Here is a 12,674-nt window from a genome sequence, read left to right as displayed (position 1 = left end):
TCCACATCAGTGGACCGGCTTTTTGCCGTGCCGTCGTGCCCGACCGTGCCGCCCCGCTTCGGCCGAGGGAGCGTGCACGGCCGTGCCGTACAGCCGCCGTCTACCGCTGACGCCAGGCGTGATCCACCGGGCCGATGCCGCCGCCCAGGGCGAACCCCGCCGCGATCGCCCCCGTGACGTACTCCTTCGCGGCCACTGCCGCCTCCGGGACGGTGAGCCCCTTCGCCAGCCCCGCGGCCACGGCGGAGGCGAGCGTGCAGCCCGTCCCGTGCGTGTGCCGGTTGTCCAGCCGGGGCGCGCGCAGCCAGTGCTCCTCGGCCCCGTCCGTCAGCAGGTCCACGGCGTCGCCGGAAAGATGCCCGCCCTTGATCAGCGCCCAGCGCGGCCCGAAGCGGAGCACGGCGTCCGCGGCCCGGCGCATCCCGGCCTCGTCCGTCACCTCCAGGCCCGTGAGCTGGGTCACCTCGTCCAGATTCGGCGTGGCCACGGTCGCGACCGGCAGCAGCTTGGTGCGGACCGAGTCCAGCGCGGAGGCCGCGAGCAGGGAGTCGCCGTGCTTGGAGACCCCCACCGGGTCGACGACGACGGGCGCGTCCGTGCCGGCCAGCAGTTCGGCCACGGTCTCCACCAGCGGCGCGGACGCCAGCATGCCGGTCTTCACGGCCTGGACGCCGATGTCGTCGACGACGCTGCGGTACTGGGCGCGTATCGCCTCGACGGGGAGCTCCCACGCACCCTGCACACCCAGCGAGTTCTGCGCGGTGACCGCGGTGATCACGCTCATGCCGTGGGTGCCGAGCGCCATCATGGTCTTGAGATCGGCCTGGATCCCGGCGCCGCCGCCCGAGTCGGAACCGGCGACGGTCAGTACGCGGACCGGCGTCACGAGTCCTCCCCGAAGTGGTCCCAGCCGCTCTTGCTGTGCCAGGGCAGACCGTCCACGGTCACCTGGGGCAGCGCGGACGGGTTGAGCACCTCGCCGATCACCTTCCAGCGGGCGGGCAGCTTCACGTCGGACGGGAAGGTCGCGACGATGGCGTGGTCCTCGCCGCCGGTGAGCACCCACTGCAACGGGTCGACACCGACGGCCTGGCCGATGTCGTTCATCTGGCTCGGGATGTCGATCGAGCCCGAACGCAGGTCGATCCGGACCTTGCTCGCCTCCGCGATGTGCCCGAGGTCGGCGACGAGTCCGTCGCTGACGTCGCACATGGCGGTGGCGCCGAGACCGGCCGCCGCGGGACCCGCGTGGTACGGCGGCTCGGGGCGCCGGTGCGCCTCGACGAACGCGCGCGGGGAGCGGAATCCGCGCGAGAGGACCGCGTGCCCGGCGGCCGACCAGCCCAACCAGCCGGTGTAGGCGACGACATCGCCGGGCCGGGCGCCGCCCCGGGTCACCGGCTCGTGGTTGCGCAGATCGCCGAGCGCCGTGATGGCGAGGGTGATCACCTCGCCGCGGACGACATCGCCGCCGACGACCGAGGCCCCGGCGACCTGACACTCGTCGCGGATGCCGTCCATCAGCTCGGTGGCCCAGGTGACGGGGAGTTCGGCGGGGACGACCAGGCCGAGCAGCAGTGCGGTGGGGACCGCACCCATGGCCGCGATGTCGGCCAGATTCTGGGCGGCGGCCTTGCGGCCCACGTCGTACGCCGTCGACCAGTCACGGCGGAAGTGCCGCCCCTCCAGGAGGATGTCCGTGCTCGCCACGACACGGCGGTCGGGCGCGGCCACGACCGCCGCGTCGTCTCCCGGTCCGATGCGGACCGCTGGGGTGGAGGTGAGCCGGGAAGTGAGCTCTCTGATGAGCCCGAACTCCCCCAACTCGCCCACAGTGCCCTTCACCGAGTCTCACCTCTCCGTCGTGCTGCCGGAACGTCCGGCAGAGCCGCTTCCTTGCGGTCGCGAGCGGTCTTGGCGGTGGGTACCGTCAAGAGATACGTCAACTTCTGCTTTTCCTGCGCCACGCTGCGGGTGCCACCCGGCGCGCGGGTCTCCCCGCGCCCCATCACGACGCGATACCGTGGCGTCCCTTCTCTCCCCCGGCATCTCCCCACCGAAGGTAGGGGAAACGATCCCCGGGCCGTTCTGGAGGTTCCGTGGTACAGGCGTACATCCTCATTCAGACCGAGGTGGGCAAGGCGTCGACCGTCGCCGAGACCATCGGGAAGATTCCCGGAGTGATTCAGGCCGAGGACGTCACAGGTCCCTATGACGTGATCGTGCGTGCGCAGGCCGACACGGTCGACGATCTCGGTCGCATGGTGGTCGCCAAGGTCCAGCAAGTGGACGGCATCACCCGAACCCTGACCTGCCCGGTCGTGCACCTGTAGCCCCCGTCTACGCTTGGCCGGTGACGTCTGCCCACCGGTCCTTCCGTCTGTTCGCCGCCGCGGCGGTGTTCCTCGCCGCCGCGGGCTGCTCCACCACTCACGCGGCGGCGCCGGTAGCGGTTCCCAGCCCCCCGCCCGAGGAAGCGGCCCTGTGCGGTGCGCTGCACAAGGAGCTGCCGAAGACTGTCGCCGGGCAGCGCCGTACCGGCACCGAACCGGACTCCGAACTGACCGCCGGCTGGGGCGACGCCGCGATCGTACTGCGCTGCGGTGTCCCCCGGCCGGAGAAGATGAGCGACGCCCAGTCGCAGGCCGTCGATGCGAACGGGGTCAACTGGCTGCTGGAGCAGCGGGCCGACGGTCCGCGGTTCACCACCACGTACCGCAAGACCTATGTGGAGGTCACGATGGACGAGCGGTACGCGCACGACGTCACCCCGCTCGCCGAGCTGGCCGGCGCCGTCAAGAAGACGGTGCCGGCCACACTCGAAGTCCCCTGAGGGCCGTCCCGACCGGGGGAAGCGTTTCCCTAGCGCAGTCCGGTGGACCGGCGCAGTGCCGCCTGGATCAGCAGGTCGACGAGCTCGGGGTAGCTGACCCCGCTCTCCTGCCACATCCGCGGGTACATGGAGATCGGCGTGAAGCCGGGCATCGTGTTGATCTCGTTGATGACGAACTCCCCGTCCTCGGTGAGGAAGAAGTCCGCGCGCACCAGGCCCTCGCAGGACGCCGCGTCGAAGGCCTCGACGGCGAGCCGGCGCACTTCCGCGGTCTGCTCCTCGGTGAGCGGGGCGGGCACGATCCCGGACGCCGAGTCGATGTACTTGGCCTCGAAGTCGTAGAAGTCGTGGCTGCTGACCGGGGGGATCTCGGCCGGAGCGCTGGCCCGCGGACCGTCGGCGAACTCCAGCACGCCGCACTCGATCTCGCGGCCGCGCAGCAGCGCCTCCACCAGGATCTTCGGGTCGTGACGCTGCGCCTCGGCGATCGCCTCGTCGAGGCCCGCGAGGCCGTCGACCTTGGTGATGCCGATCGACGAACCGGCGCGCGCGGGCTTGATGAACAGCGGCCAGCCGTGCTCACCGGCGAAGTCGATGATCTTCTTGCGGGCCGCGGCGGGGTCGAGCTTCCACTCGCGGGGGCGGATCACCTCGTACGGACCGACGGGCAGTCCGAAGGAGACGAAGACCCGCTTCATGTACTCCTTGTCCTGGCCCACCGCGGAGGCGAGGACACCGGCGCCGACATAGGGGATGCCGGCGAGTTCGAGCAGTCCCTGGAGGGTGCCGTCCTCGCCGTAGGGGCCGTGCAGCACCGGGAAGACGACGTCGACCTCGCCGAGTGCCTTGGGCACGGCGCCGGGTTCGCTGTACACGACCTCGCGGTTCGCCGGGTCGACGGAGAGCACGACGCCGCCCTCGGTCGACTCGGCCAGCTGCTCCACGCTCGGCGTCCGGCGCTCGGTGATCGCCATGCGGTCGGGCTCGTCGGCGGTGAGCGCCCACCGGCCGTCCGCGGTGATGCCGATGGGCAGTACGTCGTACTTCGTCCGGTCGATGGACCTCAGCACGGCTCCGGCGGTGACCACGGAGATCCCGTGTTCGGAGCTGCGGCCGCCGAAGACGACAGCCACACGCGGCTTGCGGAGCGGCTGCTCCGGGCTCTGGGGGAGGTTCTCGGTGCTCATATCGCGTTGAGACTACCGTGCGCACCCGGCGCAGTGGAGTGCAGGCACAGCGCGTGCCGGGTCAGTGGCGCTCGGGCTTCGCGCTGCGCGACATCAGCTCCTTGAGGGCCACCACCGGCGGCTTGCCCTCGTGGACGATGCCGACGACGGTCTCGGTGATCGGCATGTCGACGCCGTGCCTGCGGGCCAGATCCAGCACCGACTCACAGGACTTGACGCCCTCGGCGGTCTGCCGGGTGACCGCGATGGTCTCCTGAAGCGTCATGCCCTTGCCGAGGTTGGTGCCGAAGGTGTGGTTGCGCGAGAGCGGCGACGAGCAGGTGGCCACCAGGTCGCCGAGCCCGGCGAGGCCGGAGAAGGTGAGCGCATCCGCTCCCATGGCGAGTCCGAGGCGGGTGGTCTCGGCGAGGCCGCGGGTGATGAGGGAGCCCTTGGCGTTGTCGCCGAGTCCCATGCCGTCCGCGATGCCGACCGCGAGGCCGATGACGTTCTTGACCGCGCCGCCGAGCTCGCAGCCGACGACGTCGGTGTTGGTGTACGGGCGGAAGTACGGGGTGTGGGCGGCGGCCTGGAGTCGCTGGGCGACGGCTTCGTCCCGGCAGGCGACGACGGCAGCGGCGGGCCGGCGCTGGGCGATCTCCTTGGCGAGGTTGGGCCCGGTGATCACGGCCACGCGATCGGAGGGAACTCCCGCGACCTCCTCGATGACCTCGCTCATCCGCTTGGCGCTGCCGAGTTCGATGCCCTTCATCAGGGAGACGAGCACGGTGTCCGACGGCAGCTTCGGCACCCAAGCCGCCAGGTTGTCCCGCAGGGTCTGGGACGGAACGGCGAGCACGGTGAAGTCCGCGCCGTGCAGTGCCTCGGCGGGGTCGGTGGTGGCCCGCAGCGTCGGCGGAAGTTCGATGCCCGGCAGATAGTCGGGGTTGGTCCGGGTGGTGTTGACGGCGTCGACGAGTTCGGCGCGGCGGCCCCAGAGGGTCACATCGCAGCCCGCGTCCGCGAGCACCATGCCGAAGGCCGTGCCCCACGAGCCCGTTCCGAAGACGGCCGCCTTGGCGGGGTGTGTCACTTGGTGCCCTCCTCGGCGGCCTTGCGGCGCTGCTCCGCGCGCATTTCGCGCAGATCGAACGGGTTGCGGGGGGCCTGCTCGCCGCGCAGTTCCTCCAGCAGTTCGGTGATCGCGGCCATGATGGCCTCGGTCGCCTCCTTCAGTACCTCGGGCGTCGGCTCCTGGTGGTAGAACCGGTCGAGGTCGACCGGCGGACCGGCCTTCACCTGCAGCGTCTTGCGCGGGAACAGGCGGAGCCTGTTCTCCTTGGCGTACGGCGGCATCGCCAAGTTGGCGCCCCACTGGGCGACCGGGATGACGGGTGCGTGCGTCATCATGGCCGCCCGCGCCACTCCGGTCTTCGCCGTCATCGGCCACTGACCGGGGTCCCGGGTGAGGGTGCCCTCCGGGTAGAAGGCGACGCATTCACCGGCCTCGACGGCCTCGACGGCGGCCCGGAAGGCTCCGAAGGCGTTGGAGGACTCGCGGTAGACGGGAATCTGGCCGGTGCCCTTCAGAAGGATCCCCACGCCGGGCGCCTTGAAGAGCGCCGCCTTGGCGAGGAATCGTGGCACACGTCCGCTGTTGTACTGGAAGTGGCCATAGGAAAACATGTCCAGATACGAGTTGTGATTCACAGCGGTGATGAATCCACCCGCGGCCGGAATGTGTTCCATTCCCTGCCAGTCCCGCTTGAACAGAACCAACAGCGGCGGTTTAGCGATGACCGCCGCCAGGCGGTACCAGAAGCCGATTCTACGGCGGGACACGCGAGCACCTTCCTCTACTGCCGGGCCACTGCCCGGCTGCTGGGGGTCAAGTGTCGCCCCAGGCCCCTGGTCTGTCGAGAACACCGTACGCCCCGGTCACCGGGCCGGTCGTCCGCCCCTTCGCGGGGCCGGGACACAATGGGGCGCGATGCACATGGACGATGAGCGTGCCACCAACTGCGACCCGACGGGCCTCTGGTCCCTGGTCGTCCCGCTGAAACCGCTCGCAGAGGCAAAGAGCAGGCTCGCGGCCGCTGCCGACGACAGCCTGCGCCCTCATCTGGCGCTCGCCTTCGCGGAGGACACCGTCGCCGCGGCCCTGGCCTGCCCGTCGGTACGGAATGTGGCCGTTGTCACGGACGATCCGGCGGCCTCCTTCCGGCTCGCCGCACTGGGCGCGCGGATCGTGCCGGACGCCCCCGCGGCAGGCCTCAACGCGGCGCTGACGCACGGCGCGGAAGAGGTCCGCCGCCTGACTCCGGGCGCCGCGGTGGCCGTCCTCAACGCCGATCTGCCCGCGCTGCGCCCACAGGAATTGGCACGAGTACTCGCGTACGCATCGGGATTTCCCCGGGCATTTCTGACGGATAGGGCCGGGATCGGCACCACATTGCTCTCGGCGGCCGCGGGCACCGAATTGCGTCCCGGTTTCGGCGGCCGCTCACGGCGCCGGCATTTGGCGTCGGGGGCCGTGGAAATCCCGCTCGACGGCGTCGATTCCGTACGTCAGGACGTGGACACCGCCGAGGATCTGGCGGCGGCGCTGGCCCTGGAGGTCGGGCCGCGGACGGCCGAGCGTCTGGCGATGACCGACCGCGTTGCGGACATCCCCTAGTGCCCTGGTGCCTGGACCGGGCAGAGCCTGCCGGGAGCGGCACTAGGCTGGCGGCATGCAGGCGACCTCGTACACCTACGACGCTTTGACCCGCAGCGGGAGCGTGCTCCTCGACGACGGCACGCCGGTCGAGTTCGACGCCGCGGCCTTCGACGCAGGCGGCCTGCGGCTGCTGAGGCCGGGCCAGCGGGTGCGCATCGAGACCGAGGGCGAGGGCGATGCCCGCAGGATCACGCTGGTGACGCTGCAGACGCTCTGACGGGCCGAGTCGGGCTGAACCGTGCGACGCCCCCCGGGGAAGCCCTTCACCGGGCGAAGGGCTCGGCAGCGCGCCGGGAAGCGCCCGAACCGGAACACGCCGCGGGCCGGGCTCCCCCAGAGGAGCCCGGCCCGGCGCGTGAGTGGCCCTGCGACCTTGTGCCGCTTACCTCTTCCTGGCAGTGGCCTTCTTGGCGGCGGTCTTGCGCGCCGACGCCTTCCTGGCCGGCGCCTTCTTCGCGGTGGCCTTCTTGGCCGGCGCGGTCTTCTTGGCGGCCGCCTTCTTGGTGGTCGTCTTCTTGGCCGTGGCCTTCTTGGCGGTCGCCGTCTTCTTGGCGGCCGTCGTCTTCTTGGCCGCGGTCTTCTTGGTCGCGGTCTTCTTCACGGCAGCCTTCTTCGCCGTGGCCTTCGTCGCCGTGGCCTTCTTGGCGGTGGCCTTCTTGGCCGCGGCCTTGGTGGTCGTACGGGTGGAAGGACCGCCCGAGAGGCTGCCCTTGGGCGCCTTCTTCACCGAGACCTCGCCGCCGCGCGGGAGCTTCTTCGAGCCGCTGACCAGGTCCTTGAAGCCCTGACCGGCACGGAAGCGCGGAACAGAGGTCTTCTTGACCCGGACCCGCTCCCCCGTCTGCGGGTTGCGGGCGTAGCGGGCGGGGCGGTCGACCTTCTCGAACGAGCCGAAACCGGTGACCGAGACACGGTCGCCGCCGACAACTGCGCGGACGATCGCGTCAAGTACCGCGTCGACAGCCTCGGCGGCCTGCTGACGGCCACCGACCTTGTCGGCAATCGTTTCTACGAGCTGCGCCTTGTTCACGTCTTCCCCTTCGGAGACATTGCCGGAACGAATGCGTCCAGGCTTTTTCGCACGTTAGGCAGATATATACCGCAAATCAAACACGAAACGGGCTAATCACCCTAGTGCCGCAACGAAGTGCGCCGCTGTGGAGTTCGGGTGTCAGTCGCCTTCAGGGAATCGGCCCTCGTCGAGGTCCTGCATGAAGCGGTCCAGACGCCTGGCCGCATCCGGGAGATCGTGCTTCGCCGCTGCCGTGACGACCAGCAGCTTCCGGGACAGCGCCATCCTTACGCCCTCCGGGACTTGCAGTGTGCGCACTCTTGTGTGCGCTTCTTTCAGCCGGGCCGCCACCGCCTCGTAGAGCTCGAGTTGGCTGTCACGGTCCATGCACCGATTGTGCCATCTGGGGCGAGTTGTCGCCCGGCAGGACCTCAACAGACGACTGCGCCCCCCACCGGACGGTGGGGGGCGCAGTTGGGGAAAAGCGCTGATCAGACCTGAATTGTGCGCGGTTTGAAGGCCGGCCTGGAGGCCTCGTAAGTGGAGATGTCCGCTTCGTTCTGAAGGGTGAGGCTGATGTCGTCCAGACCGTTCAGCAGCCGCCAGCGGGCGTTCTCGTCCAGCTCGAAGTCGGCGGTGATGCCTGCCGCACGCACCTGCCGCTGCTCCAAGTCAACAGTGATTTCGGCCTTCGGGTCCGACTCGGCCAGCTCCCACAGCCGGTCGACCGTCTCCTGCGGCAGAACGACGGTCAGCAGCCCGTTCTTGAGCGAGTTGCCGCGGAAGATGTCGGCGAACCGCGAGGAGATGACCGCCTTGAAGCCGTAGTTCTGCAGGGCCCAGACGGCGTGCTCGCGGGAGGAGCCGGTGCCGAAGTCGGGGCCGGCGACCAGCACCGAGGCGCCCTGCCGCTCGGGCCGGTTGAGAACGAAGGAGGCGTCCTTGCGCCATGCCTCGAAGAGCCCGTCCTCGAAGCCGTCGCGGGTGACCTTCTTCAGCCAGTGGGCCGGGATGATCTGGTCCGTGTCGACGTTGCTGCGGCGCAGCGGCACGGCCCGGCCGGTGTGTGTGGTGAAAGCTTCCATGGTTCTCAGACTCCTGCGGGGGTGGCGGCCGAGTCGGATGCGACCAGATCGGCCGGCGAGGCCAGATGGCCCAGTACCGCGGTGGCCGCGGCGACCTGGGGCGAGACCAGATGGGTGCGTCCGCCCTTGCCCTGCCTGCCCTCGAAGTTGCGGTTGGAGGTCGACGCGGAGCGCTCGCCGGGCGCCAGTTGGTCGGGGTTCATGCCCAGACACATCGAGCAGCCGGCGTGCCGCCATTCGGCTCCCGCGCCGGTGAAGACCTTGTCCAGGCCCTCCTCGACGGCCTGGAGGGCGACCCGTACGGACCCGGGGACCACCAGCATCCGTACGCCGTCGGCGACTTTGCGGCCCTCCAGGAGGGATGCCGCCGAGCGCAGGTCCTCGATACGGCCGTTGGTGCAGGAGCCTACGAAGACGGTGTCGACCTTGATGTCGCGCAGCGCCTGCCCGGCGCGCAACCCCATGTACTCCAGGGCCTTTTCGGCGGCGAAGCGCTCCGAAGCGTCGTCGTACGAAGCCGGGTCGGGGACGTTGGCCGACAGGGGCGCTCCCTGGCCGGGGTTGGTGCCCCAGGTGACGAACGGCGCCAGTTCGGCGGCGTCGATGAAGACCTCCGCGTCGAACACGGCGTCGTCGTCGGTGCGCAGCGTCTTCCAGTACTCAACCGCCGCGTCCCAGTCCGCCCCCTGCGGAGCGTGGTCGCGGCCGCGCAGATAGTCGAAGGTGGTGGCGTCCGGGGCGATCATGCCCGCGCGGGCGCCGGCCTCGATCGACATGTTGCAGATGGTCATCCGGGCCTCCATCGAGAGCTTCTCGATGGCCGAGCCGCGGTATTCCAGGATGTAGCCCTGGCCGCCGCCGGTGCCGATCCGCGCGATGATCGCCAGAATGAGGTCCTTGGCGGTGACGTCGTCGGGCAGCTCGCCCTCGACCGTGATCGCCATGGTCCTCGGCCGGGCCAGCGGCAGCGTCTGGGTGGCCAGTACGTGCTCGACCTGGGAGGTGCCGATGCCGAAGGCCAGCGCGCCGAACGCGCCGTGGGTGGAGGTGTGCGAGTCGCCGCAGACGACGGTGGTACCGGGCTGGGTCAGTCCCAGCTGGGGGCCCACGACGTGGACGACGCCCTGCTCGACGTCGCCCAGCGGGTGCAGCCGTACGCCGAACTCCGCGCAGTTCTTGCGCAGCGTCTCCAGCTGGGCACGGGAAACCGGGTCCGCGATGGGCTTGTCGATGTCGAGGGTCGGGGTGTTGTGATCCTCGGTGGCGATGGTGAGGTCGAGGCGGCGGACCTGCCGGCCGTTCTGACGGAGACCGTCGAAGGCCTGGGGGCTGGTCACCTCGTGCAGCAGGTGCAGATCGATGAAGAGGAGGTCGGGCTCGCCCTCGGCGCGCCGGACGACATGGTCGTCCCAGACCTTCTCCGCGAGTGTCCTACCCATCGCTTTCCCTCCGGCCGGCCCGGGGGCCGACACCACTAGAGATCTTGTCGCGGAACCCGTTGGTCTGCGGGCCGCCTCTACAGACTGGCGGGTTTCCGGGAAAATTGAACTTGCGTTTCACAGTGTGAGACGTGAATATCGTTGCATGGACAACTCTAGCGGCGTCGGCGTTCTCGACAAGGCAGCTCTGGTATTGAGCGCTCTGGAGTCCGGTCCGGCCACCCTCGCCGGGCTGGTCGCGGCGACAGGGCTTGCACGGCCCACGGCACATCGTCTTGCCGTGGCACTGGAACACCACCGGATGGTGGCGAGGGACATGCAGGGCCGGTTCATCCTGGGCCCGCGGCTGGCGGAGCTCGCCGCCGCGGCGGGCGAGGACCGGCTGCTGGCCACGGCGGGGCCGGTGCTCACACATCTGCGCGATGTGACCGGCGAGAGCGCGCAGCTCTACCGCCGGCAGGGAGACATGCGCATCTGTGTGGCGGCGGCCGAGCGGCTGTCCGGTCTGCGGGACACCGTGCCGGTCGGCTCCACGCTCACGATGAAGGCGGGGTCGTCGGCCCAGATCCTGATGGCCTGGGAGGAGCCGGAGCGGCTGCACCGCGGCCTTCAGGGCGCGCGCTTCACGGCCACGGCCCTGTCCGGCGTACGACGCCGGGGCTGGGCCCAGTCGATCGGTGAGCGGGAGCCGGGCGTCGCCTCGGTCTCGGCGCCGGTCCGCGGCCCCTCCAACCGCGTGGTCGCGGCCGTCTCGGTCTCCGGACCGATCGAGCGGCTGACCCGGCACCCGGGCCGCATGCACGCCCAAGCCGTCATCGACGCCGCGGGCCGCCTCAGCGAGGCCCTGCGCCGTACCGGCTGACACCTTCGTCCACACTGCTTCCGGGCCGGCCGCTCCGACGCCGCAGCGGCCGGCCCGCGTGCATCCCGGTACACAACTCCCCGTGCGCGGGCGCGAGTTGGCGAGGGCCGGCCGAGGGTCCAACTGACGTCACCCGGGGGCGAGTTCGCAGACACGGCGGACACGCCGACCCGGTCGGACAACGCGAAGAGGCCCTCCGCATGATGCGGAGGGCCTCTTTCGTCTGTACCCCCGACCGGATTCGAACCGGCGCTACCGCCTTGAGAGGGCGGCGTGCTAGGCCGCTACACAACGGGGGCCTTGCGGATGAGCTCCGCGAGCTGGCCTACCAGGACTCGAACCTAGAATGACGGTACCAGAAACCGTAGTGTTGCCAATTACACCATAGGCCATGGTGACTTCCGTACCCCCGACCGGATTCGAACCGGCGCTACCGCCTTGAGAGGGCGGCGTGCTAGGCCGCTACACAACGGGGGCCCTAGCGATCCCACCCGGCGGGGCCGGGTGATGTCACTGCGCGGTCATCGGGAGCGACCCTGATGATCAGCAGGATGGATCTGTACCCCCGACCGGATTCGAACCGGCGCTACTGCCTTGAGAGGGCAGCGTGCTAGGCCGCTACACAACGGGGGCGATGCAGATGAGCTCTGCGAGCTGGCCTACCAGGACTCGAACCTAGACTAACTGAACCAGAATCAGTCGTGCTGCCAATTACACCATAGGCCATCAAAACTCAACCCCCGACGTGGGGGTTCTTGTTTGATTCGCGCTGTCCGGGCGGGCCTTTCGGCCTTCTCGGGCGGCGCAGGAAGAACATTACCTGAAGGTGTCCGGCGCTCCAAAACGGGATTCCCCGCGCAGCAGGCCGGGAAGCTCCCCGAGACCCGTGATCCGGATCAGCTCGGGGCGCCCTCCCACACCGGTGCGGTCCAGCCAGACCGCGGCGAGTCCCGCGTCGATCGCACCGCGGGCGTCGATGTCCGGCTGATCGCCGACGTAGAGCACCTCGCCGGGCGGCAGACCGAGCGCGTCACAGCCTGCGTGGAAGGCCTCGGCGGCGGGTTTGGAGAACCCCAGCTCCGCGGCGCACAGCAGCACCTCGAACCGGTCCCGCACACCGAGCACCCGCAGTTTGCGCTCCTGGTTGCGGAGCGAGGAGTTCGACAGGACCGCGTGCCGGTACTCCCCCGCCAGCAGGTCGAGAGCGGGCACGGCATCCGGGAAGAGGGACCAGGCGGCCTCGTAGTGAACGATGTACCGGTCGAACCAGGCGTCGGCCTCGGGATCGCTCAGGGTCAGCCCGGTGAACATCCGTACGCGGTCACGCCGCTGCTCCTCCCAGCCCACCTCCCCCGCGGAGAAGCGCGCCCAGTGCAGGGCGGTGACCTCGCGCCAACGGCCGAGGGCCTGGTCGACGGAGACGTATCCGTCGGCCAGGCCCTCGGTCCGGAGGTGCTGCATCATTCCGGCGCGGTCGGCGCTGCAGTAGTCGAAGATCGTGTCGTCGATGTCCCAGAGGACCGCGCGGATCGGCATGGTCAGACCCTAAGGGCTGTCC

At 69.8% G+C, this 12,674-nt stretch carries 15 protein-coding genes and 5 tRNA genes; 5 read left to right on the top strand and 15 right to left on the bottom strand.

Going from position 1 to position 12,674, the window contains the following annotated elements; all coding sequences use genetic code 11:
• Positions 1-100: 100 nt before the first annotated feature.
• Together thiD and ACQPWZ_RS26055 are read right to left on the bottom strand one after the other, a co-directional pair.
• On the bottom strand, positions 101-886 hold the full coding sequence (thiD, locus tag ACQPWZ_RS26060) for a bifunctional hydroxymethylpyrimidine kinase/phosphomethylpyrimidine kinase (protein WP_356698817.1): 786 nt from the start codon (positions 884-886) through the stop codon (positions 101-103).
• Complete coding sequence (locus ACQPWZ_RS26055) at positions 883-1,845, bottom strand: thiamine-phosphate kinase (RefSeq protein WP_340475623.1); 963 nt, start codon at positions 1,843-1,845, stop codon at positions 883-885. Before ACQPWZ_RS26055 ends, thiD begins: the two co-directional genes overlap by 4 nt.
• 254 nt (positions 1,846-2,099) lie before the next feature.
• On the opposite strand from ACQPWZ_RS26055, the gene ACQPWZ_RS26050 reads away from it, so the two are divergent.
• Positions 2,100-2,333: an Lrp/AsnC family transcriptional regulator gene (locus ACQPWZ_RS26050; protein ID WP_029384521.1), complete on the top strand. Its 234-nt coding sequence runs from the start codon at positions 2,100-2,102 to the stop codon at positions 2,331-2,333.
• 20 nt (positions 2,334-2,353) lie between these two features.
• Entirely contained in the window at positions 2,354-2,833 is a 480-nt protein-coding gene (locus ACQPWZ_RS26045; RefSeq protein WP_433572506.1) for a DUF3515 domain-containing protein, read from the top strand.
• 29 nt (positions 2,834-2,862) lie between these two features.
• Here the strand turns inward: ACQPWZ_RS26045 and ACQPWZ_RS26040 are convergent, their stop codons facing one another.
• From ACQPWZ_RS26040 to ACQPWZ_RS26030, 3 genes are all read right to left on the bottom strand, one after another.
• Positions 2,863-4,020: a D-alanine--D-alanine ligase family protein gene (locus ACQPWZ_RS26040; RefSeq protein WP_356698820.1), complete on the bottom strand. Its 1,158-nt coding sequence runs from the start codon at positions 4,018-4,020 to the stop codon at positions 2,863-2,865.
• 61 nt (positions 4,021-4,081) lie between these two features.
• The gene (locus ACQPWZ_RS26035) at positions 4,082-5,092 is read right to left on the bottom strand and encodes an NAD(P)H-dependent glycerol-3-phosphate dehydrogenase (protein ID WP_313943874.1); all 1,011 of its coding nucleotides are present in this window, start codon (positions 5,090-5,092) and stop codon (positions 4,082-4,084) included.
• Complete coding sequence (locus tag ACQPWZ_RS26030) at positions 5,089-5,841, bottom strand: lysophospholipid acyltransferase family protein (RefSeq protein WP_383233582.1); 753 nt, start codon at positions 5,839-5,841, stop codon at positions 5,089-5,091. The genes ACQPWZ_RS26035 and ACQPWZ_RS26030 overlap by 4 nt, the downstream gene beginning before the upstream one ends.
• A 148-nt stretch (positions 5,842-5,989) precedes the next feature.
• Between ACQPWZ_RS26030 and cofC the strand changes: the two genes are divergently transcribed.
• Both cofC and ACQPWZ_RS26020 read left to right on the top strand, forming a co-directional pair.
• Complete coding sequence (gene cofC / locus ACQPWZ_RS26025; protein ID WP_433572505.1) at positions 5,990-6,676, top strand: 2-phospho-L-lactate guanylyltransferase; 687 nt, start codon at positions 5,990-5,992, stop codon at positions 6,674-6,676.
• Between the two features lie 55 nt (positions 6,677-6,731).
• Entirely contained in the window at positions 6,732-6,935 is a 204-nt protein-coding gene (locus tag ACQPWZ_RS26020) for a hypothetical protein (protein ID WP_313943877.1), read from the top strand.
• A 165-nt stretch (positions 6,936-7,100) separates the two neighbouring features.
• Here ACQPWZ_RS26020 and ACQPWZ_RS26015 read toward each other — a convergent pair whose 3' ends face one another.
• The 4 genes from ACQPWZ_RS26015 to leuC form a co-directional block, all read right to left on the bottom strand.
• Complete coding sequence (locus ACQPWZ_RS26015; RefSeq protein WP_433572504.1) at positions 7,101-7,748, bottom strand: HU family DNA-binding protein; 648 nt, start codon at positions 7,746-7,748, stop codon at positions 7,101-7,103.
• Between the two features lie 141 nt (positions 7,749-7,889).
• Positions 7,890-8,117 carry a hypothetical protein gene (locus ACQPWZ_RS26010; protein WP_313943879.1) on the bottom strand — a complete coding sequence of 76 codons (228 nt, stop codon included), beginning with the start codon at positions 8,115-8,117 and terminating at the stop codon, positions 7,890-7,892.
• A 104-nt stretch (positions 8,118-8,221) separates the two neighbouring features.
• Positions 8,222-8,815 (bottom strand): 3-isopropylmalate dehydratase small subunit, encoded by a 594-nt coding sequence (gene leuD / locus ACQPWZ_RS26005; protein ID WP_340475616.1) that lies wholly within the window; start codon positions 8,813-8,815, stop codon positions 8,222-8,224.
• Positions 8,816-8,820: 5 nt separating this feature from the next.
• On the bottom strand, positions 8,821-10,254 hold the full coding sequence (gene leuC, locus ACQPWZ_RS26000; RefSeq protein ID WP_433572503.1) for a 3-isopropylmalate dehydratase large subunit: 1,434 nt from the start codon (positions 10,252-10,254) through the stop codon (positions 8,821-8,823).
• A 145-nt stretch (positions 10,255-10,399) separates the two neighbouring features.
• Here leuC and ndgR point away from each other — a divergent pair, with 145 nt between their 5' ends.
• The gene (ndgR, locus tag ACQPWZ_RS25995) at positions 10,400-11,116 is read left to right on the top strand and encodes an IclR family transcriptional regulator NdgR (RefSeq protein ID WP_010984119.1); all 717 of its coding nucleotides are present in this window, start codon (positions 10,400-10,402) and stop codon (positions 11,114-11,116) included.
• A gap of 226 nt (positions 11,117-11,342) precedes the next feature.
• On the opposite strand, the gene ACQPWZ_RS25990 is transcribed toward ndgR, so the two are convergent.
• The 6 genes from ACQPWZ_RS25990 to ACQPWZ_RS25965 form a co-directional block, all read right to left on the bottom strand.
• Positions 11,343-11,415 (bottom strand) — tRNA-Glu (locus tag ACQPWZ_RS25990).
• Between the two features lie 21 nt (positions 11,416-11,436).
• Positions 11,437-11,508 (bottom strand) — tRNA-Gln (locus ACQPWZ_RS25985).
• Positions 11,509-11,520: 12 nt separating this feature from the next.
• A tRNA-Glu gene (locus tag ACQPWZ_RS25980) sits at positions 11,521-11,593 on the bottom strand.
• A gap of 83 nt (positions 11,594-11,676) precedes the next feature.
• Positions 11,677-11,749, bottom strand: a tRNA-Glu gene (locus tag ACQPWZ_RS25975).
• Positions 11,750-11,770: 21 nt separating this feature from the next.
• A tRNA-Gln gene (locus tag ACQPWZ_RS25970) sits at positions 11,771-11,842 on the bottom strand.
• A 90-nt stretch (positions 11,843-11,932) separates the two neighbouring features.
• Positions 11,933-12,652: an HAD family hydrolase gene (locus ACQPWZ_RS25965; protein WP_433572502.1), complete on the bottom strand. Its 720-nt coding sequence runs from the start codon at positions 12,650-12,652 to the stop codon at positions 11,933-11,935.
• Positions 12,653-12,674 lie beyond the last annotated feature (22 nt).

Origin of the sequence: Streptomyces sp. CA-251247, from assembly GCF_050952975.1 — a bacterium.
GTDB classification, from domain to species: domain Bacteria; phylum Actinomycetota; class Actinomycetes; order Streptomycetales; family Streptomycetaceae; genus Streptomyces; species Streptomyces achmelvichensis.
The sequence above is the reverse complement of the archived record's forward strand: the minus strand, read 5'-3'. Positions and strand labels throughout refer to the sequence as shown.

Excerpts from the sequence above, each read along its gene's own strand:
- leuD (WP_340475616.1), bottom strand. The coding sequence starts at position 8,815 with ATGGAAGCTTTCACCACACACACCGGCCGGGCCGTGCCGCTGCGCCGC.
- ndgR (WP_010984119.1), top strand. The coding sequence starts at position 10,400 with ATGGACAACTCTAGCGGCGTCGGCGTTCTCGACAAGGCAGCTCTGGTA.
- ACQPWZ_RS25965 (WP_433572502.1), bottom strand. The coding sequence starts at position 12,652 with ATGCCGATCCGCGCGGTCCTCTGGGACATCGACGACACGATCTTCGAC.
- cofC (WP_433572505.1), top strand. The coding sequence starts at position 5,990 with ATGCACATGGACGATGAGCGTGCCACCAACTGCGACCCGACGGGCCTC.
- ACQPWZ_RS26020 (WP_313943877.1), top strand. The coding sequence starts at position 6,732 with ATGCAGGCGACCTCGTACACCTACGACGCTTTGACCCGCAGCGGGAGC.
- ACQPWZ_RS26040 (WP_356698820.1), bottom strand. The coding sequence starts at position 4,020 with ATGAGCACCGAGAACCTCCCCCAGAGCCCGGAGCAGCCGCTCCGCAAG.
- leuC (WP_433572503.1), bottom strand. The coding sequence starts at position 10,254 with ATGGGTAGGACACTCGCGGAGAAGGTCTGGGACGACCATGTCGTCCGG.
- ACQPWZ_RS26010 (WP_313943879.1), bottom strand. The coding sequence starts at position 8,117 with ATGGACCGTGACAGCCAACTCGAGCTCTACGAGGCGGTGGCGGCCCGG.